An 18,897-nucleotide genomic window follows, 5' to 3' on the forward strand; every position below is an offset into this window, starting at 1 on the left:
AAACGGGCGCCCACAAGGGACGCCCCTACAGACGGTTTGTCTAATACCCAACCCCAAAACACCCCCATTAACCGCATCCCTCTGGTAATACAGCTCGAACTAAACCTAGTATCTGCTCAACCCATAATTAGAATTACGAGGTCTAGGTGCATTTACTTATCAAAACAGCTGTTTTTACGGCGATTTCAGGTCTTAGTCTGACAGCAGTTGCAACACAGCAGCCACTGCAGTACGAAGATGTATTCCAGTTGGAGTTTGTGTCAGAGCCTCAGATCAGCAGTGATGGCGATCAGGTCGTTTTTGTGCGTAACCGCTTTGATCAGGTGCTGGATAAACGTATTGGCTCTTTATGGCTCAGTGAGACGAAAACTGGTCAGTTGCGGCCTTTAGTGTCAGAACAAGCGGATATCAGCTCGCCTTTATGGTCAGAAGATGGCAAAAAGCTGGCTTTTATTTCATCAGCTTCTGGTAAGCCACAAATCCATATTCGTTGGATGGACAATGGTCAAAGCGGTCAGGTCAGTCATTTACCAGCAACTCCTTCAGGCTTAAGCTGGTCACCAGATGGGAAGTGGCTGGCTTTTTCCATGTTTACGCCGAAAAAAGTCGCTAATCCCGTCACTTTACCTGGTAAGCCTGAACAAAATGACTGGGCTAAAGCTCCTGTCTATATAGACACTATGCAATACAGAGCCGATGGCAGGGGGTATTTACCTGCAGGCTATCGACACATTTATTTGATGGCTGCTGATGGTGGTACTCCCATACAGCTAACCAGCGGTGATTTTGATCATGGTGGTGAAATTAGCTGGCAAAACGACAGCAAAGCCTTTTATTTTTCAGCCAATCGTCAATCGGATAAAAGAGCTCAGGCTCAGAATAGTGAAGTCTATAAGTTAACTATTGCAGATAAAAGCCTGACTCAGGTAACAGACCGGTTTGGGCCTGATCACTCGCCCGCTTTATCCTCCGACGGCAAATGGCTGGCTTATTTGGGCTATGACGATAAAAAGCTGGCTCATCAGGCCAATCAGCTTTATGTCAAAAATCTGCAATCTGGTGAGATTAAAGCTCTTACGGCAGATTTAGATCGAGCTATCGATAGCTTTAGTTGGGATGGTGACAGCGACGCGCTTTATATTCAGTACGACGATCAGGCTCAGGGAAAAATTGCGGTACAACCTCTGAACGGTAAACGCAAAGTGCTGGTCGATCAGGTCGGTGGCAGCTCGTACAGCCGTCCTTATACAGGCGGCAGTTTTACAGTGTCAGAGGATGGTGACATAGCCTATACCCAGATGTCGACTCAGGCTCCGGCTGAACTTGGCTTATGGCAAGACGGTAAAAAGAAGCAACTGACCGAACTGAACAAAGATTTGCAGCTATCCCGTGATATAGGCGAAGTCGAAGAGTTTTGGGTAACGTCTTCGGTCGACCAGCGTAAGTTACAAAGCTGGCTGATTTTGCCGCCAAACTTCGATAAAACCAAAAAGTACCCACTGATACTGGAAATCCACGGTGGCCCACATACCGCTTATGGTCCTGTCTTTGCGATGGAATTACAGTTGATGGCGGCTCAGGGTTATGTGGTGTTGTATACCAACCCTCGTGGCAGCACTAGCTACGGTATGGAATTCGCCAATTTAATTCACCATAAGTTTCCAAGTGAAGATTATAACGATCTGATGGATGTAGTGGATGCCACTGTTGCTAAGGGTTTTATCAATCCGGAGCAGTTATTTGTAACGGGAGGCAGTGGAGGTGGCTTATTAACCAGCTGGATAGTAGGTCATACCGACAGATTTAAAGCTGCAGTGGCGGTAAATCCTGTGATTAACTGGTTTAGTTTTGTGCTGAATGCCGATATGTACAATTACTTCAGCCAGTACTGGTTCCCTGGCATGCCATGGGAAAAACCAGAGCATTATCTGAAGCATTCGCCTATCAGTTACGTCGGCAATGTCAAAACTCCGACTATGTTAATGACTGGAGAATCAGACCACAGAACGCCCATTTCTGAGACTGAGCAGTTTTATCAGGCGCTACAATTGCGGGGCGTTGAAACCGCTATGGTGCGGATCCCTGGCGCTTCGCATGGTATCCATATCAGACCCAGTAATTTGATGGCTAAGCCTGCCTATATCACCTACTGGTTTAATAAATACAAAAAATAGAGTCTTGTTGTCATAAATAAAAAGGGCTGCCTTTCACAAAGCTGCCCTTCTGTTTTTTATCAGAGGTTTACTTGATATAAGCAAAAGCATCAGCAAACATCTGCTCTCGTTTAGCACCTTGCTCCAGAAATGCGTCTCTTACAACTCCTACCATAGGGAAAGGACCTGCTATATAGATATCATAGGCTTCCAACGAGACAAAATCTTCCAGTACGGCTTGGTGCACTAAGCCTGAACGGCCTTGCCAGATATCGGATGGACTTTGTACTACTGGCACCAGTTTAAAGTCATGATGAGCAGAGGCCCACTGTTGCAGTTCAGGCATATGGTACAAGGATTCTTCGTGACGTACACCCCAGTATAAAAATACTGGTCTTTTTACGCCTGCAGCTGCTATCGCCTGTGCAATGCTGTACACATAAGAAAATCCGGTACCACCGGCCAGTAACAAAATAGGATTATGGCTGTCCTCGCGCCAGAACGCCTGACCTAAACCTACCTCTACTGTCACTTGATCATTACTTTGTAGGTGTGTCAGCGCCTGACCTGAATACTGGTCTGCTACTGCACCGCCAATTTGCAACTCCAGCTGTGCCTGTCCGGGAATAGACGCGACAGAAAAAGGCCGCTTGTCTTGCTCTGTTAAGCACAATTGCAAATATTGGCCTGGTTTAAACTCCACTTTTTGTTGTGGTGTCAGCAGAACCTGATGTACTCCAGAGGTTAACGGCTGAATTTTATCGACGGTACAAATCACTTTGGTCATGAATAATCCTGCGGCCTAGCCACGAATAAAAGGGTGGTGTAAGGTCAAATCTGACTCGGCATAAGCCAGACAACAATAAGTAAAGTTTTGCGCTTTATCCAGATCAGACAAAGGTTCTGGTGGCAGATAGGACACAGTACCAGAGCGCAGACGACAAACACAGGAGGTGCACACGCCCTGTTTGCAACGAAACGGAAAGTCGATGCCATGGCGCAGCGCTGCATCGAGTATTGTTTCATTAGTCTCTACCTGAAAGCTCAGGCCACTGGGTAATACTGTTACCTGATGACTCATTTTTGGCCCGGTACTTTTAATGTGGGAACCGTTTTGTCTGCCGGTAATATACCCAGTTCGGCCCAGATATTATCTACTTTAGCTTTGACTGCCGGATCCATCAGTATGGGTTCGCCCCATTCGCGAGTCGTTTCGCCTGGCCATTTATTCGTAGCATCTAAGCCCATTTTGGAGCCAAGCCCCGATACAGGCGAAGCAAAGTCCAGATAATCAATGGGTGTATTTTCTATCAAGGTCGTATCACGCGCCGGGTCCATTCGGGTGGTGATAGCCCAAATCACATCCTGCCAGTCGCGGGCATTGATATCGTCATCGCAGACAATAACGAATTTGGTGTACATAAACTGCCGCAGGAAAGACCAGACGCCCATCATCACGCGTTTAGCATGGCCAGGATATTGTTTCTTCATAGTGACTACGGCCATACGGTAGGAGCAGCCTTCAGGCGGTAAATAAAAATCGACAATTTCCGGAAATTGTTTTTGCAAAATAGGCACAAAAACTTCGTTTAATGCCACACCTAAAATCGCTGGTTCATCAGGTGGACGGCCAGTGTACGTACTATGATAAATCGGATTTTCTCTGTGGGTGATATGAGTCACAGTAAATACCGGAAAGGAATCCACTTCGTTGTAATAACCCGTGTGATCACCATAAGGACCTTCAGGCGCCATTTCGCCTGCTTCTATGTAACCTTCCAACACATACTCAGCGCTGGCTGGTACTTGTAAATCGTTGCTGATACAACGGGTTACTTCGGTATTGTCACCCCGCAATAAACCAGCAAAAGCGTATTCAGACAAGGTATCTGGCACAGGAGTGACTGCGCCTAAAATCGTGGCAGGGTCGGCGCCTAAGGCGACTGAGACCGGAAAACGCTGGCCTGGATTGGCTTTTTGCCATTCTAAAAAGTCCAAGGCGCCACCACGATGGGATAACCAGCGCATAATAACTTTATTTTTACCCAATACTTGCTGACGATAAATACCCAGATTTTGCCGCTCTTTATGTGGGCCTCGGGTTACTGTTAAACCCCAGGTAATCAAAGGCGCTGCATCGCCTGGCCAACAGGTCATCACAGGTATTTTGCTTAAATCAACTTTATCGCCAGAAAGTACTACTTGCTGACAAGGAGCTCGCTTCACTTCTTTGGCTGGCATATTCAGTACTTGTTTGAAAATAGAGAACTTGCTGAACGCGTCTTTTAAACCTTTTGGTGGTTCAGGCTCTTTCAAAAAAGCCAGCAACTTACCCACTTCACGTAAGGCGGCTACGTCAGTTTGACCCATGCCCAGAGCAACGCGCTCTGGGGTGCCGAATAAGTTAGCAAGCACCGGAACATCAAAACCTTTTGGCTTTTCAAATAACAAAGCAGGACCGCCAGCACGTAAAGTGCGGTCAGCTATTTCGGTCATTTCCAGATAAGGGTCGATTTCCATCGAAATTCGTTTGAGCAATCCACGTTGCTCAAGCTGACTGATAAAGTCACGCAGGTCTTTGTATTTCATAAGGCTCTGGCTCTGCTTAGTGTTGGGCTATTATACATGGCTGACTTAGGCAAGCCAGCCTGTCCGGCAAGACCATTACGGACTAAAAGGCAGATAAGACCAATAGGTATCGTCACGAGTCCTGTTCATCTGAACGCAGCTGACTTGCGTTTTACGCTCTACGTCATCTACTGTGGTACATAAAATAGGTTGCGGAGTAACTCTTATGGAATTTCCTGAACAAATTAAGCAACAAAGCTGCATGGACTGCTTAAGTGGTCAATCGCTTGGTTTTGAGATCCGTATGGCGTTTCAACCTATTATCGACTGGTCTTTACAAGACATTATCGGCTATGAAGCTTTAGTGCGTGGGCCAGAAGGCCAAGGTGCTGGTTGGGTCTTTGAGCAAATTAATGATAGCAATAAATACTATTTTGATCAGGCATGTCGGGTTAAAGCCATTGAGACAGCCTCTAAACTGGGTTTAAAGAAACTATTGAGTATCAACTTTTTGCCCAATGCTGTTTATAACCCAGAGACTTGTATCCGCGCCACTATTGAAGCCGGCGACTTGTTTGGTTTCGATATTACTCAAATTATGTTTGAAGTGACCGAAGGTGAGCAGATCACTGATCAGATTAAGTTAAAACGTATCTTCGAAAGTTACGCCAAGCGTGGTTTTATTACAGCCATCGATGACTTTGGTTCAGGCTATGCGGGCCTAGCCTGGTTGACGTCGCTAAGACCTGCGGTATTAAAGTTGGATATGGGGTTAATCCGGGATATTGATAAAGATTCAGTGAAACAGGCTGTATTGAAGGGGATTTTAACAGTCTGTTGTGAGCTTGGAACTAAAGTACTGGCTGAGGGCGTGGAAAGTAAGGCTGAATTGGATTATCTGGTTGCGTCAGGGATCCATTGGTATCAGGGCTATTATTTTGCTAAACCCCAACTAGAGAAACTATTGATTCACTCTGAAATCAATGGCTGGCGCTGAGCAAAAAAAAACTGTAGATTATCAGACATCTGGATGTCTAAGGTGTTCTTCATGAAAAAAGCAACTCAACTAATCCATGCCGGCCGTGGTAAAGAGTGGACGGGCTCAGCAGTTAATCCTCCTGTAGTGCGGGCCTCTACCATTGTGTTCGATACTATGGCTGAAATGAAATACGCTACGGCTCATCGTGGCGACCGAGTGCCTTATTATGGCCGTCGGGGCACCGCTACTCATTTTGCGTTGCAGGATGCTATTTGCGATCTTGAGGGTTCTGCTGGCTGTGCTTTATATCCTTGCGGTGCTGCAGCTATTAACGCTGCATTGTTAAGCTTCTTAAAACAAGGTGATCACCTTTTAATGGTGGATACGGCCTATGAACCAACCCGGGCTATTTGCGATAAGTTACTGGCTGGCTTAGGCATAGAAACAACCTATTACGATCCTTTAATTGGTGCTGGCATCAGTGCGTTAATTAAAGCCAATACCAAAGTGATTTTTCTGGAATCCCCAGGTTCGCTGACGATGGAACTGCAGGACATTCCTGCTATTAGCGCCATAGCCAAAGCACATCACATAGTGTTGATGCTGGACAATACCTGGGGCACTCCAGTGCTGCTGGATGCTTATGCGCTGGGTGTGGATATTTGTATCCAGTCAGCGACCAAATACATAGTAGGCCACTCCGATGCCATGTTAGGTATTGCTACTGCGAATGAAGAGTATTGGCCGCAACTACGAGAGTATAGTTACTTAATGGGCTATTGTGCTTCTGCGGACGATGCTTATCTGGCCAGCCGTGGTTTGAGAACCTTAAAAGTGCGTTTAGCTCAGCATGAAACCAATGCATTAAAAGTCGCGAAATGGCTGCAGCAACGACCTGAAGTAGAAACCGTACGTCACCCGGCGCTGCCTGAAAATCCGGGCCACGACATTTTCCAGCGAGACTTTTCCGGTAGTAATGGCTTGTTTTCTTTTGTGTTAAAACAAGGAGACGCCAAAGCTGTGGCGGCTTTTATTGAAGGCATGCAACATTTTAAAATGGGTTTTTCCTGGGGCGGCTACGAGAGTCTTATTATTCCAAACTTAAGTGTGCAGAAGCTCAGAACAGCGAGCAGTTGGCCGTACAGCGGGCCTTTAATTCGTTTGCATATTGGTTTGGAAGATACAGAGGATTTAATTGCCGATTTAGCTGCGGCCTTTGAGCGTTTTCATCAGGCGCAGTAATCACAGCACCTGATATGTTTATTTATACCCAAGTAACTTGAAGTTGCGGGGAGGCGACAAGCCAGTCAGACCCCGGGAGCATAGTAAACCTATGTGACCGGGGCGAAATGGCGCAGTCAACAAAGCTGCAGCTTTATGTACGAAGGGTATATTACTGTCGTAAAAAAGACTCGAGGCTTTCGCCTGTCACTTTGCCTATCTGGCTAAACAGGTAAAAAATCGCCACCATCAGCACTACAGTGACAGGCAATACAATCACCGGATAACTCATAGCCGTCATTTGCGCCAGTTCTTCATTAAACGCTGGAGTTCCCGGTGCGCTCACCAGCAAATATTTAGCCAGGCCATAGTTCAGTACCGACGACAAGGTAAAAGCGCCGGCGACCAAATAAGCACAGTTTTGCAGTTTAGCTGCAAACAATTGTTCTGCGCTGTTAGCCTTCAGGCATGCATCCAGTTTGGCCAAATCCAGCAACTCGTCATTCAGCAAAATTTTCTTCACTAATGGGTATTTACTGCGCTGACTCACCAGCACAATCACAGCAATAAGACCTGGCACAGCGGCTTCTTTAATAGCGATATAAGCCGGGTCCAACTGCAATAAGCTCATACCACCAGTCAGTAAGACACTGATCACCCCAAGCACAGATAAAAAATTAACTTTTTTACTTTGCTGCAATTCCCACAAGCCAAAACCCACAGGAAAAGCCAGGGCCGCCACTAAAGCCCAAACAGGCCCGAGCTGATGTTCTTCGCTGAGTTTACTTAAAATCAGCGTAGGGATAACAATATTAAAAAGCAGGTTGACTAAAAACCCGGATGACTTTTTCTTTTCTGTCTGACTCATAAATGCTACCGATGCTGCCTGTATTACTAAAACCGCTGCTGACTGTAGCCCGAGTATATCTGATTTAACCGCTGTTACGCAGTATCACGCTGAACAGCGCTGCAGGCTCGATAGAAAGGCTGGCGCAGTAGGCTACATTAGCAAAAGATCTAAACTACTGATTTGCTGAACATTGTAAAAACTTAGCAAGAACTCTGGCACTAAAGCGAAGCATTCTCAATGGCATATCATTGATTTTATTGGTTTTTTCTTGATTTAGTTGGCTTTTTGACTAGAATAAGCACAGTTTTTGAATTTGCAGGTATCCGCTATGAAAGGCCAACCCTTAGTGCTCGCTAAACTGAACGAGGTGCTGACCTCTGAGTTAACGTCCATTAACCAGTATTTTTTACATGCCCGTATCTATAAAAACTGGGGTTTGGCTCAGCTCAATTCGGTTTGTTACAAGAAATCGATCAAAGATATGAAGCAGGCAGACGAGCTGATTGAGCGTATTTTATTTCTGGAAGGCCTGCCCAACCTGCAAGCTTTAGGCAAACTACGTATTGGCGAAGACACTGAAGAGATGCTGCAGTGTGATTTGGATTTCCAGTACGATCAGCTGCCTTTGTTACGTGACGCTATCAAATTATGTGAACAGCACCAGGATTATGTCAGCCGCGAGTTGCTGCAGGATATTCTGGAGCACGAAGAAGAGCATGTCGACTGGATTGACACTCAGCAGCAACAAATTACTTTGATAGGTTTGGAAAATTACCTGCAAAGCCAAATGGGTTCTGGAGACTAATAATGAAAGGTAATACACAAGTTATAGCGGCTTTAAATGAGCTGCTGTCGAATGAACTCAGCGCCATGGATCAGTATTTTATCCATGCCCGCATGTACCATGACTGGGGTTTAAGCAAACTCTTTGAGCGCATTGATCACGAAGTGACAGACGAAAAAGCTCATGCGGCGGCGCTGATAGAACGTATTTTGTTTTTAGAGGGTACTCCGGATTTATCTAAACGTGATCCGCTGCAGGTCGGTACTGATGTGCCTTCCATGTTGCAAAACGATTTAAATGTGGAGTATTTAGTTGGCGCTTTACTGAAAAAGACCATAGCTCTGTGTGAATCTGTACAGGACTACGTTACCCGGGATTTGCTGATGACTTTGCTGGATGATACGGAGAACGATCATGCCCATTGGCTGGAACAACAGCTGCGCCTGATCAAGCTGATTGGTTTGCCCAACTATATTCAGTCGCAAATCTAAGGCTATTGTCTGTTGAAAAAAGCACCTTCGGGTGCTTTTTCTGTTTAAAGCGGCCTGAAGCTGGAGCGGGTGGCGGGAATCGAACCCGTATCTAAAGCTTGGGAAGCTTTCATTCTGCCATTGAACTACACCCGCATGCGGCTTAAAGTACAAAGCCCAATGGACGCTGTCAACAAAGCTTGAAGGATATACCGCGTGACTCCAGAACAAATTCAACACTCTGCGGCCTGGCTGGCGGATTATCGCCGCCGTGGTGAAGCCGCGCCTTTATTGCCGGCAGAATTGCGTCCTACGTCATTGGCTGAAGCTTTTGCTATACAGCAGTGGTTGTTTATTGAATTAGACTTGCCTGTTCTGGGTTGGAAAGCAGGATTGCCCGGGCCTGATAAATGGGTGTTGGCACCTATAGCTAGTGTGCAGCAGGGTGAACTTTGTCTGTTTGAGCAAAAGTCAGAGCAGTACAGTATTGAGCCTGAACTGGCATTTTTGCTGTCGACCGATTTACCTGCCCGCGCTGAAGCTTATAGCGAAGCTGAGATCAAAGCGGCCATTGCTGTTACCCATTTAGCACTGGAGTTAATAATCCGGCCTTATAGCGCTGATGCTGGCGCAGAATTTTTAGATCAGCTGGCGGCCGGTTTATTTAATCAGGGTTTATATATTGGCCCTGCGCTACCCTCCCAGTATTTTCCGCAAGATTTTGAGCTGGTGCTGGAATATTCCGGTCAGCAACAGAAGTTTGCTGCTAAACACCCCAACGATGATCCGCTATTGCCTTTGTATTGGCTGGTGAACCATTTAAGTCAGCAGGGTATTGGTTTACAACAAGGCCAATGGGTGATCACGGGGTCTTATGCTGGCGTGCTACAGGTACCAACTGATGCCTTAGTCAAACTGGAGTTTGGAACTCTTGGCCAAATCAATACTCAATGTAGTCACAATGCTGTGATAAGCTAATCGGCTGATTTGGTTTTTAATTTTGTCATGGAGAGTGATGGATGGAGTTTTTACCGGCTTGGCCACTGACTATTACGCCCTTGTCTTCTTTTGGCTTGCTGCTGTTGATTGGCAGTTTAGGTGGCTATCTGGCACATCGCATCTCCTGGCTGCCTAGCATCACAGGTTTTATGCTGGTAGGGTTTTTAGTGGGCCCCAGCGGTTTAGGCCTATTGACTGAATCAGTGTTAAAAGACTCTCGTATCCTGATTGATATTACGTTAGCGTTAATTTTGTATCGGCTGGGTTCCTCACTGGATTTGCGATTTTTACGCCAATCACCTCGCTTGGTGGTGATTGCTTTGGTGGAAAGCAGTCTAACTTTCAGTGCTGTGTTTACCGTATTGTGGCTATTCCAAATTCCATTGGCGTTGGCTGCTTTGATTGCCGCAATTTTAGTCTCGTCCTCCCCTGCAGTTTTATTGCATGTTGCTCATGAGGTTGGCGCTAAAGGACCTGTCACTGAATCTGCTAAGTCTCTCGTTGCACTCAACAATCTGCTCTCTTTCCTTGCCTTTGCCTTTGTAATACCTGTGTTATTAGTTGAGCAGGAGGCCCGCTGGCAGCAAGTCTTATTACAGCCTATGTATTTATTATTAGGTTCAGCTTTATTGGGCGGAATCATAGCTTACGGCTTGCATTTTTTAACCAGCAGAACTCAGACTGCAGCACAATACAAAATGGCTTTAGTGGTTGGTGCGCTCATGCTCTGTTTGGGCTTGGCTCAACAATTAAAACTATCTGCACTCTTTGCACCTCTGGTTGTTGGCATAGTAGTTCGCAGCATGGAACGTGAAGAAGTTGTTTCCGCGTTGGAATTTGGCAGCGCTTTTGAGTTGTTTTTTATCGTTTTGTTTGTGTTTGCTGGTGCTAATTTGCATTTTGCCGAGTTGGTTGCTTTTGCCCCTGTTATTATGGTGTTGGTGATTGCGCGTAGTATGGCCAAATGGTTTGGAGTCAGTGTCAGTTCTGTACTTTTAGGTCAAACAGTGCGAACAGGAGCGGCTTCAGGTCTGTTACTTATTCCGATGGCTGGCCTTGCCATAGGATTAGTACAAAGCTCCAGTCAGTTGGTGCCTGAGCATGCAGCAGTGATCAGCGCCATAGTGTTGGGAGCTGTGACAGTGTTTGAGACTATAGGACCACCTATTGCCTCTTATGCCTTCAGGTTAGCCGGGGAAACTGCAGTTCAGGCGTCAGCAATGAACAATACAGATAATAAACCTCAATACCCTTGGCAAGCGGATGGTACTGTGGAAGTGGATCTTTCGGCTTTGCACGCTCCTGAACCTGTAGATGCCGTAGCTCTGCAACAGGCCGAACCTAAGAGATTTAAATTCTGGCGCTGGTGATCACCAGTGCCAGCGGCCGCTTTGCATCAAGCCATAGATCAAACCAAATAAACCTGCACTAAAACCTGCAGTCATACCCAGTACACACCAGAGCGCATTTTTCCGCTTTATTCTGGCAAACTCTGTTTTATCAGGATACTGCCGTTGCAGGCGTGGACTGATGATTTGTTGTAACCGCAGCTGGCTATAGATCAGTCCTGCGAGCAAGAGTACAAAAGCTGCTACCGGCGCCCAGGCGCCGCTAGTCAGCTCGTAAGCTGCTGTTAAGAGCAACCCTGATAACAAGACCCAGAGAATAGTTTTGTTGCGTAAGGCTCTTAACGCGGTTTTTTCATCTTCACTCTCGGCCTTTTTTAGTACAGCTCGCATGCCGAAGACCACTCCGGCCACAGCGGCCAAAGCTCCTATCATGGCACCACCCAGCAGCACTGCAACTTTCGCTAGCCAGCCACTTTGTTGTGCAGCGACAGAAACTGAAGTCGCAGCTGCCACAGGAGGTGCGACGCTGGTCAGTGCAGCTGCTATCACAGTGCTGAAGCCCAAACCTGGTGCAGTACTTAGTACCAGCTGACCGTAACGTGCCAGTAAGCTATCTTTTAATTGCTCACGCACTCTGGATAGTTTTTTCCGTACATTCGCATCGCTTAACCCTAATAAATCCGCCACTTGCTGACTGGATTGCTCTTCACGGTAGTAAAGCAAGACGATTTCTCTGCTGTCTTCCGGTAACTGGCTGATAAAGTCCTGCATAATAATTTGCTGCTGTTCACGCTCAAGCAGCTCTTGCATTGAAGCTGCCGGGTCGGCGAAGTTTTCCAACAGGCTTTCCGCTTCTTCACCTAACACTTTTTGTTTTATTTTGTTATCCCGCAGGTAGTTATAACTGCGATGCCTGGTCATTTGCCGGACCCAGGGTAAAAAGCTGGCGGGTTCACGCAGCGTTGCTAACTGGTGCCAGATATAAATAAACACTTCTTGCGCTACTTCTTCGCTGGCATCTAAATCTTTCACTATCGCCAAAGCTATGCCTGTGACCGTATGACGACATTGACTAATCAGCCGTTCAAAGGCGATGTGATCGCCTGCTGTGGCTGCAATCACATCAGGTAATAATTTCTGTTCCACTGTAGTTAACATTTTTTATTATTCCTTTATAAAATCAGTGATTTGCGCTAACAGCCACTCCGGCTGATCCCACATGATAAAATGCCGTGCCTGCCAATTAAAGTCCAGCTTCGCCTGAGGAATAGTATTAATTTGTTGTTGATATAAAGCCTGAACCGCAGGACGCATAGCTTCCGAAGGTAAAGCTCCACCAGCTCCTAACAGCAACACAGGTTGTTGAATTTTATGCACTTCGCTGCGCAAGTCTGTGGTGAGTAGTTCAGCTATGACTGCACCTACTGTAGTTGGATCGGACTGCCTTGCCATTTCTGTGATGAGTGCGGCATGTTCTGCACTGCTGACCTGAACTGCTATGCCTTGTTTGGTGCTTTCAGCCAATTGCCCCGCTGTCATTTGCTGATAATACTGCTGCATCATTTTCGCCTGTGGCAGCATTTGCGCCACGCTGGTGTTGCTATCGCGGCTAAAAACCGGGGCCAGATAAGGTAAGCCATCTACAGCTATAATTTCTCCTGTTAGTTGCGGGTGAGAACTGGCGAGCTGAAATGCCAAGAAAGCTCCCATGCTATGGCCAATCAATACAGGTTTTTGTAACTGATGCTGCTGAATGTAAGCCGCCAGTTGCTGAGTGACTTGTGTTAGTTTCAGGGGGCTGGTCAAGGCCTTGGTTCCGGCAAAACCTGCGAGGTTGATTTGATGTAACTGGTGATCCGCTTTTAGCTCTGTAACCAGTTGCTGCCATACCCGCTGATCAGACATCAGGCCTGGGATCAAAATAATAGCCTTACCCTGGCCTTCCACCTGCACCTGAAAGCTTGGCTCAGGAATTTCATCTGCTTTAAGGTGTTGACTAGTGGTTATAAATGCTGCGGAACACAGCAGAATAAGTAGGTACTTTTTAAACATAAGGTCACTCCTGAAGTTTAGTGAAGTTGCGTATTTGTGCAGCACTTCTACCAAGTACCTTGAGCTTTGTAGTCTGTGACAGAGTTTTGTACAAATATTTTTAGACTTCTAAACTTCTGGCTTTCTGTTTTGTTGATCGTTTTGTAATCTGTCAGGCTTGAGCACCAAACAAATACCCGTTAGGGTGGATCAGAAGACTACATATATGGCCAAAGTAATTGGAGTTGCACAGAGGCGACAAGTGCGTGAGATCCCAGGAGCATAGTTAACCTATGTGACTGGGACGAGAGCATGCAGTCAACACAGCTGAAGCTTCAAGTACTAAGGGTATAGAAAGTGCAGAACAAACTGCAGGCAGTGCAACGAGGAGAGTGGGACATGTCGCAATATGCTGCCTTGAGGGCAAATGTCGGATTGCTGGGCACCCAGTTGGGTGACACCATACGCAATCAATTAGGTGACGCCGTATTAGAACGTATTGAACAAATTCGTGCTTTAGCCAAAGAAGCAAGGCAGGGGACAGAGCTGCAGGACCAACAACTGAAGCAAGTACTAGCCAGCTTAACGGATCAGGAAATTCTGCCTGTGGCCCGTGCTTTTGCCCAGTTTTTAAATCTGGCCAACTTAGCAGAACAGCACCATACCATCAGTAAAGCTGGCCGCGCTTCTATTGAAAAGCCAGAGCCAGTGGCCGAATTACTGCAACTGTTGCAGGATAAAGAGATCAGTAAAAACCGGATTGAACAGGCAGTTGCTGATCTGTCGATTGAGCTGGTGCTGACTGCACACCCGACTGAAGTGACCCGTCGTACTCTTATTCACAAGTTGACTGAAATTGCAGCCTGCTTGGCAGAGCTGGAGCAGGATTTAGCCCCTGTACAGCAGAAAAAAGTAGAAAACCGCTTGTATCAGCTGATCACTCAAGCCTGGCATACCAATGAAATCCGCGAACAGCGGCCAACTCCTGTCGATGAAGCCAAGTCGGGTTTTGCTGTGATTGAAACTTCATTATGGGAAGCAATTCCTGAGTTTATTCGTGAACTGGACACTGCCTTATTGCCTGTTTTGGGTCATGGTCTGGCCTTAGATGCAGCGCCTATCCGTTTTTCATCCTGGATGGGTGGCGACAGAGATGGCAATCCTTTTGTGACGGCTAAAGTCACACGCCAGGTACTGCTGTTAAGCCGTTGGAAGGCCGCTGACTTATTTAGCCGGGATTTAGATGTGCTGGCCAATGAGCTGTCGATGAATCAGGTCAACGATGCATTACGTGCTGTGGTAGGCGATGTGTCAGAACCTTATCGCAAGCTGCTAAAAGATTTCCGTTCTCAGCTGCTGCACACCAGAGACTGGCTGACTGAAGCCTTAAAACACGACAGATTACAACGGCCAGATGACTTAATTTGGCATAACCAGCAATTGCTGGAGCCTTTGCTGCTTTGTTACCAGTCGTTGCTTGATTGCAAAATGGAAGTGGTGGCTGAAGGTTTATTAAAAGATACTATCCGCCGTGCTTATGCTTTTGGTTTAACCTTGCTGAAGCTGGACGTCAGGCAGGAATCCGGTCGTCACACTGCAGTGTTTAGCGAGTTTACCCGTTATTTGGGTATTGGCGACTATGCCGAGTGGGATGAGGCTGCGCGTCAGGCATTTTTATTAAATGAGCTCAATAGCAAGCGACCTTTATTCCCCCGCAACTGGACTCCAAGCCCTGAAGTCAAAGAAGTTCTGGATACCTGTGACATAGTGGCCCGGCATGGTTCAGAAGCTTTATCTACATACGTGATATCTATGGCAGGTAAGCCCTCAGATGTGCTGGCTGTGCAGTTATTGCTCAAAGACGCTGGTATTACTTTCCCGATGCGGGTGGCTCCTTTGTTTGAAACCCTGGCGGATTTAACTAATGCACCGGAATGTATTAGCAAGTTGTTGGCCATTGACTGGTACAGAGGTTATATCAACGGTCGTCAGGAAGTGATGATTGGTTATTCAGACTCTGCCAAAGATGCTGGTGCTTTTGCCGCGGCCTGGGCTCAGTACAGTGCACAGGAAGCTTTAGTGGCTATCTGTAAGCAGGCGAAAGTACAACTGACTTTATTCCATGGCCGTGGCGGTACTATAGGTCGGGGCGGCGGTCCGGCTCATGCGGCTATTTTATCTCAGCCGCCAGGATCACTGGCTGGTGGTTTACGGGTGACTGAACAAGGCGAGATGATCCGCTTTAAATTTGGTTTAAACGGCTTGGCACAACGCAGCCTTGCCTTGTATGCCAGTGCTGTACTGGAAGGCGTGTTGTTGCCTCCGCCAGTGCCGGAGCAAAGCTGGCGTGAGCTGATGCAGCAACTGGCCACAGTGTCCTGTGAAGCTTATCGTGCTGTAGTGCGGCATCACCCGGACTTTGTGCCTTATTTCCGCGCTGCTACGCCAGAGCTGGAGTTGGGTCAGTTACCACTTGGTAGTCGCCCGCCGAAACGGAATCCTAATGGTGGTGTAGAGAGCTTGCGTGCTATTCCATGGATTTTTGCCTGGTCGCAAAACCGCCTGATGTTGCCGGCCTGGTTAGGTGCTGGCAGCGCGCTGGCTGTGGTGGTCGAGCAGGGTAAAACCGAACTTCTGACACAAATGCGCGCGCAGTGGCCGTTTTTCGCCACCCGCTTGTCTATGCTGGAAATGGTGTACTTAAAAGCAGATGCGGAAATAGCAGCTTATTACGATGAAAAACTGGTGCCAGCGCCTTTGTTGCCTTTGGGACAACAACTGCGTCAGCAACTGGCTGCAGATACAGCCTTGCTGTTACAGCTGATCCAAAGCGATACCCTGATGGCGAAAGAAGCCTGGATCCGCGAGTCGATTATGTTGCGTAACACCTACGTCGATCCGCTACATATTTTGCAAGTGGAGCTATTAAACAGAGTAAGGCACGCGCCTGAAACGGTTAACGACAGTATTAAAAGGGCTTTGATGGTAACTATTGCTGGTATTGCCGCCGGTATGCGTAACTCGGGTTAAGTCGCTTATCTGACGTGGACAAAAAAGAGGGCTCAAAGTAATGAGCCCTCTTTTTTCGAGAGTTAAAACTTAGAAAAAGTTCTTTTTAAACTCAACACCAATAATACGAGGTTCGTTAACGAAACCCGTCAGGTTGTTGAAATCGATAGCGCCTTTCAGATTATCTTCGTCTGTGATATTACGGCCAAATAAAGCCACTTCGTAGTCGTTATCGAAGTTCAGATAACCAATACGTAAGCCTGCTTCGAAGTTGCCGTTCGTGCGGTACTCCATAGACTCATAAAGGAACAGGTTGGTCTCACCCTGACGGGCTACGTCACCATACACATAAATCTCACCTGTGCTGACTGGAATATCGTAACGGGCATTGACCGTTAAAATAGTTTCAGGAGCTTGTGGGAAAGGGTTGCCATCAATAAATACCAAGCCGGCCCCGTTAGATGGGTCTGTTGGAGTACAGGCGCCCGAACCACAAGGAGCAACCAGTAAGTTTTTATCCTTGAGTTCAGTGTTGTTGTAGCTAAAACCACCACCTAACACCAGGCTCTTAGTCGCACGCCATTCAGCGTCCACTTCGAAACCATAACCTACACCTTTATCGGCATTGATTAACTGGTTACCCTGCGTTTCACCGCCTATGGCTGATAATTGAATATCGTCAATGGTGTAATAAAACAAAGCACCGTTCAGACGCAGTGAATCGTCCAGTAAATCTGATTTAGCACCCACTTCAACCGAAGTAATAGTTTCTGATTCGGCTACTGACGGCGCCTTTTCAAAAGCTACGTCACGACCCTGAATGGACTGGGCACGGAAACCGCTGGCAACACGACCAAAAACACTGGTTTTGTCGGTCAGGCGATAGTTGCTGCTTAATTCCCAGCTGACCTGGCCATCATCGACTTTGAGAGGATCGTAATCCTGGATGCTGGCTGAAGGGTTACCATTTGCATCAGGCACAACCAAAGCAACGCCGCCTACGTTTTGCTGTCCGACAGAGAACGTTTTTTCATCGTAGGTATATCGAATACCGCCTGTGATATCCAAGCGATCCGTCAGGTTGTAAGTCGATTGACCAAAAACAGCCCAGCTTTTATTGCCGTGGTAGACAGTCGTTGCGCCAAAGAAGCCGTCAATACTGGTTACACCAAAAGAAGAATCAAAATAGAAGGCTCCAACCTGCCATTCTAAGGCTTCAGTGGTATCGCTGGCTAAACGTATTTCCTGAGTAAACTGTTCCAGATCATTTAACTGATCTTCAGTAACAGCACCAAAAGGAATAAAACCTGGCCCCATCTGTTCAGGTACGTTGTCAAAATTTGCATCTATACGGTAACCGCCGTCTATATCTCCTTTACCTTTACCGTCTGCATTTTCCTGCGCTGTGATAGAAGTCAAAGTCATGCCGTTGATATCAAACTCAAGTGTCAGAGAGGCACCGAAGTTATCGTATTTCTGGAAGTTACCTTCACCGTCATCGTAATACACTGTCTCGCGGTCGTAATTTTCATTCAGTTCGTTACTGCCCGGAGTTAAGACGTTTGCTCTGAATAAAGAGGACGTACCATCCAGTTTGCGGCCATGTACGTTGAACAAGGCTGAGAAACTGTCAGTGTCATACAAGAATTGCAGACGTCCTGCTTTTTCGTCATGACCACCGGTAAAGTCTTTTTCGCCAGTAAAACCGTTATCCACATAATCGTCACGGTTCTGGTTCATCAAGGAGATGCGGGCTGATAATTCATCAGTTAACCCACCACCTGCCGCACCTTCCACGTTAATAGTACCGAAGCTGCCTACCGTTGCTTTGGTATAAGCTTCAAAGTCCTGAGTTGGCTTCACAGAGGTAAATTTAACTATACCAGCTGTGGTATTACGGCCGAACAAAGTACCTTGAGCGCCACGGATGACTTCAGCCTGAGCCATGTCAAATAACGGGAAGCTTTTAAGGATCACGTTTTCCATCACCACGTCATCCATCACCACAGAAACTGGCTGAGAAGCTGCCAGGTCAAAATCTGTGTTGCCTAAACCACGAATATAAAAACGTGGTGCAGCACGGCCGTTTGATGATTCAGCGTATAAACCCGGAATTTTTCCGGATAAAGCCTGAATGTCCTCGCCACCTGCAAACAAAGCGTCAAATTTTTCACCGCTTAAGGTTGCAACAGAGATAGGAACTTCCTGGGTGCTTTGCACGCGTTTTTGCGCAGTCACCATAATGCGTTCCAATTTTGTCTCTTCTGCAGCTTGGTCTTTGTCACTTTCCTGCGCTAATAAAGCAGGAGAAAGACCCATAGCTGCTGCGAGAAGACTGGCCTGAATACTCAATGCCAGAACAGACTTTTTGCATGTTTTCATCAATGTTTTACCTTAATTTTTAGGCTGTTATATATTCTGGTGCGTCCTGCAGATCTGTTATCACAGCGAACCCTACAAACTCTGGAGTGACCACAGTGTTTG

Annotated in this window: 15 protein-coding genes and 1 tRNA gene; 8 read left to right on the plus strand and 8 right to left on the minus strand. The window is 46.8% G+C overall.

Features of this window, described 5'->3' with window-relative positions; genetic code table 11:
• The first annotated feature begins 146 nt into the window (after positions 1–146).
• Positions 147–2,174: a S9 family peptidase gene (locus tag EMM73_RS16475; RefSeq protein ID WP_127687902.1), complete on the plus strand. Its 2,028-nt coding sequence runs from the start codon at positions 147–149 to the stop codon at positions 2,172–2,174.
• 67 nt (positions 2,175–2,241) lie between these two features.
• On the opposite strand, the gene fre is transcribed toward EMM73_RS16475, so the two are convergent.
• From fre to ubiD, 3 genes are read right to left on the minus strand one after another with little or no spacing between them, the layout of a single operon-like run.
• Positions 2,242–2,940, minus strand: a complete 699-nt coding sequence (fre, locus tag EMM73_RS16480) for an NAD(P)H-flavin reductase (protein WP_127687903.1) — start codon at positions 2,938–2,940, stop codon at positions 2,242–2,244.
• A 15-nt stretch (positions 2,941–2,955) separates the two neighbouring features.
• Positions 2,956–3,234: a 2Fe-2S iron-sulfur cluster-binding protein gene (locus tag EMM73_RS16485; protein ID WP_127687904.1), complete on the minus strand. Its 279-nt coding sequence runs from the start codon at positions 3,232–3,234 to the stop codon at positions 2,956–2,958.
• A complete protein-coding gene (gene ubiD / locus EMM73_RS16490; RefSeq protein ID WP_127687905.1) occupies positions 3,231–4,742 on the minus strand; it encodes a 4-hydroxy-3-polyprenylbenzoate decarboxylase in 1,512 nt (503 codons plus the stop codon). Before ubiD ends, EMM73_RS16485 begins: the two co-directional genes overlap by 4 nt.
• Positions 4,743–4,947: 205 nt before the next feature.
• Between ubiD and EMM73_RS16495 the strand changes: the two genes are divergently transcribed.
• Positions 4,948–5,718 (plus strand): EAL domain-containing protein, encoded by a 771-nt coding sequence (locus EMM73_RS16495; protein ID WP_127687906.1) that lies wholly within the window; start codon positions 4,948–4,950, stop codon positions 5,716–5,718.
• Between the two features lie 51 nt (positions 5,719–5,769).
• Positions 5,770–6,942 (plus strand): cystathionine beta-lyase, encoded by a 1,173-nt coding sequence (locus EMM73_RS16500; RefSeq protein WP_127687907.1) that lies wholly within the window; start codon positions 5,770–5,772, stop codon positions 6,940–6,942.
• 151 nt (positions 6,943–7,093) lie between these two features.
• Here the strand turns inward: EMM73_RS16500 and EMM73_RS16505 are convergent, their stop codons facing one another.
• A complete protein-coding gene (locus EMM73_RS16505; RefSeq protein ID WP_127687908.1) occupies positions 7,094–7,789 on the minus strand; it encodes a VC0807 family protein in 696 nt (231 codons plus the stop codon).
• A gap of 310 nt (positions 7,790–8,099) precedes the next feature.
• On the opposite strand from EMM73_RS16505, the gene bfr (EMM73_RS16510) reads away from it, so the two are divergent.
• Complete coding sequence (gene bfr, locus EMM73_RS16510) at positions 8,100–8,576, plus strand: bacterioferritin (RefSeq protein ID WP_127687909.1); 477 nt, start codon at positions 8,100–8,102, stop codon at positions 8,574–8,576.
• A gap of 2 nt (positions 8,577–8,578) precedes the next feature.
• On the plus strand, positions 8,579–9,046 hold the full coding sequence (gene bfr / locus EMM73_RS16515; protein WP_127687910.1) for a bacterioferritin: 468 nt from the start codon (positions 8,579–8,581) through the stop codon (positions 9,044–9,046).
• A 61-nt stretch (positions 9,047–9,107) separates the two neighbouring features.
• Here bfr (EMM73_RS16515) and EMM73_RS16520 read toward each other — a convergent pair.
• A tRNA-Gly gene (locus EMM73_RS16520) sits at positions 9,108–9,181 on the minus strand.
• A 60-nt stretch (positions 9,182–9,241) separates the two neighbouring features.
• Between EMM73_RS16520 and EMM73_RS16525 the strand changes: the two genes are divergently transcribed.
• A complete protein-coding gene (locus tag EMM73_RS16525; RefSeq protein ID WP_222422690.1) occupies positions 9,242–10,003 on the plus strand; it encodes a fumarylacetoacetate hydrolase family protein in 762 nt (253 codons plus the stop codon).
• A gap of 41 nt (positions 10,004–10,044) precedes the next feature.
• Positions 10,045–11,394 carry a cation:proton antiporter gene (locus tag EMM73_RS16530; RefSeq protein ID WP_127687912.1) on the plus strand — a complete coding sequence of 450 codons (1,350 nt, stop codon included), beginning with the start codon at positions 10,045–10,047 and terminating at the stop codon, positions 11,392–11,394.
• Here EMM73_RS16530 and EMM73_RS16535 read toward each other — a convergent pair whose 3' ends face one another.
• The gene (locus EMM73_RS16535; RefSeq protein WP_127687913.1) at positions 11,395–12,531 is read right to left on the minus strand and encodes an RNA polymerase sigma factor; all 1,137 of its coding nucleotides are present in this window, start codon (positions 12,529–12,531) and stop codon (positions 11,395–11,397) included.
• Positions 12,532–12,537: 6 nt separating this feature from the next.
• Positions 12,538–13,425 carry an alpha/beta fold hydrolase gene (locus tag EMM73_RS16540; protein ID WP_127687914.1) on the minus strand — a complete coding sequence of 296 codons (888 nt, stop codon included), beginning with the start codon at positions 13,423–13,425 and terminating at the stop codon, positions 12,538–12,540.
• A 378-nt stretch (positions 13,426–13,803) separates the two neighbouring features.
• On the opposite strand from EMM73_RS16540, the gene ppc reads away from it, so the two are divergent.
• A complete protein-coding gene (ppc, locus tag EMM73_RS16545) occupies positions 13,804–16,434 on the plus strand; it encodes a phosphoenolpyruvate carboxylase (RefSeq protein ID WP_127687915.1) in 2,631 nt (876 codons plus the stop codon).
• Positions 16,435–16,503: 69 nt separating this feature from the next.
• Here ppc and EMM73_RS16550 read toward each other — a convergent pair whose 3' ends face one another.
• Positions 16,504–18,795, minus strand: coding sequence for a TonB-dependent receptor (locus EMM73_RS16550; protein ID WP_127687916.1), 2,292 nt, complete (start codon positions 18,793–18,795; stop codon positions 16,504–16,506).
• Positions 18,796–18,897 lie beyond the last annotated feature (102 nt).

Source organism: Rheinheimera sediminis (assembly GCF_004005375.1).
GTDB lineage: Bacteria > Pseudomonadota > Gammaproteobacteria > Enterobacterales > Alteromonadaceae > Pararheinheimera.

What these genes read in the sequence shown, in the direction of transcription:
- EMM73_RS16485 (WP_127687904.1), bottom strand. Translation starts at nt 3,234, where the DNA reads ATGAGTCATCAGGTAACAGTATTACCCAGTGGCCTGAGCTTTCAGGTA.
- EMM73_RS16550 (WP_127687916.1), bottom strand. Translation starts at nt 18,795, where the DNA reads ATGAAAACATGCAAAAAGTCTGTTCTGGCATTGAGTATTCAGGCCAGT.
- EMM73_RS16535 (WP_127687913.1), bottom strand. Translation starts at nt 12,531, where the DNA reads ATGTTAACTACAGTGGAACAGAAATTATTACCTGATGTGATTGCAGCC.
- EMM73_RS16530 (WP_127687912.1), top strand. Translation starts at nt 10,045, where the DNA reads ATGGAGTTTTTACCGGCTTGGCCACTGACTATTACGCCCTTGTCTTCT.
- ppc (WP_127687915.1), top strand. Translation starts at nt 13,804, where the DNA reads ATGTCGCAATATGCTGCCTTGAGGGCAAATGTCGGATTGCTGGGCACC.
- ubiD (WP_127687905.1), bottom strand. Translation starts at nt 4,742, where the DNA reads ATGAAATACAAAGACCTGCGTGACTTTATCAGTCAGCTTGAGCAACGT.
- fre (WP_127687903.1), bottom strand. Translation starts at nt 2,940, where the DNA reads ATGACCAAAGTGATTTGTACCGTCGATAAAATTCAGCCGTTAACCTCT.
- bfr (WP_127687910.1), top strand. Translation starts at nt 8,579, where the DNA reads ATGAAAGGTAATACACAAGTTATAGCGGCTTTAAATGAGCTGCTGTCG.
- EMM73_RS16540 (WP_127687914.1), bottom strand. Translation starts at nt 13,425, where the DNA reads ATGTTTAAAAAGTACCTACTTATTCTGCTGTGTTCCGCAGCATTTATA.
- bfr (WP_127687909.1), top strand. Translation starts at nt 8,100, where the DNA reads ATGAAAGGCCAACCCTTAGTGCTCGCTAAACTGAACGAGGTGCTGACC.
- EMM73_RS16500 (WP_127687907.1), top strand. Translation starts at nt 5,770, where the DNA reads ATGAAAAAAGCAACTCAACTAATCCATGCCGGCCGTGGTAAAGAGTGG.
- EMM73_RS16505 (WP_127687908.1), bottom strand. Translation starts at nt 7,789, where the DNA reads ATGAGTCAGACAGAAAAGAAAAAGTCATCCGGGTTTTTAGTCAACCTG.
- EMM73_RS16495 (WP_127687906.1), top strand. Translation starts at nt 4,948, where the DNA reads ATGGAATTTCCTGAACAAATTAAGCAACAAAGCTGCATGGACTGCTTA.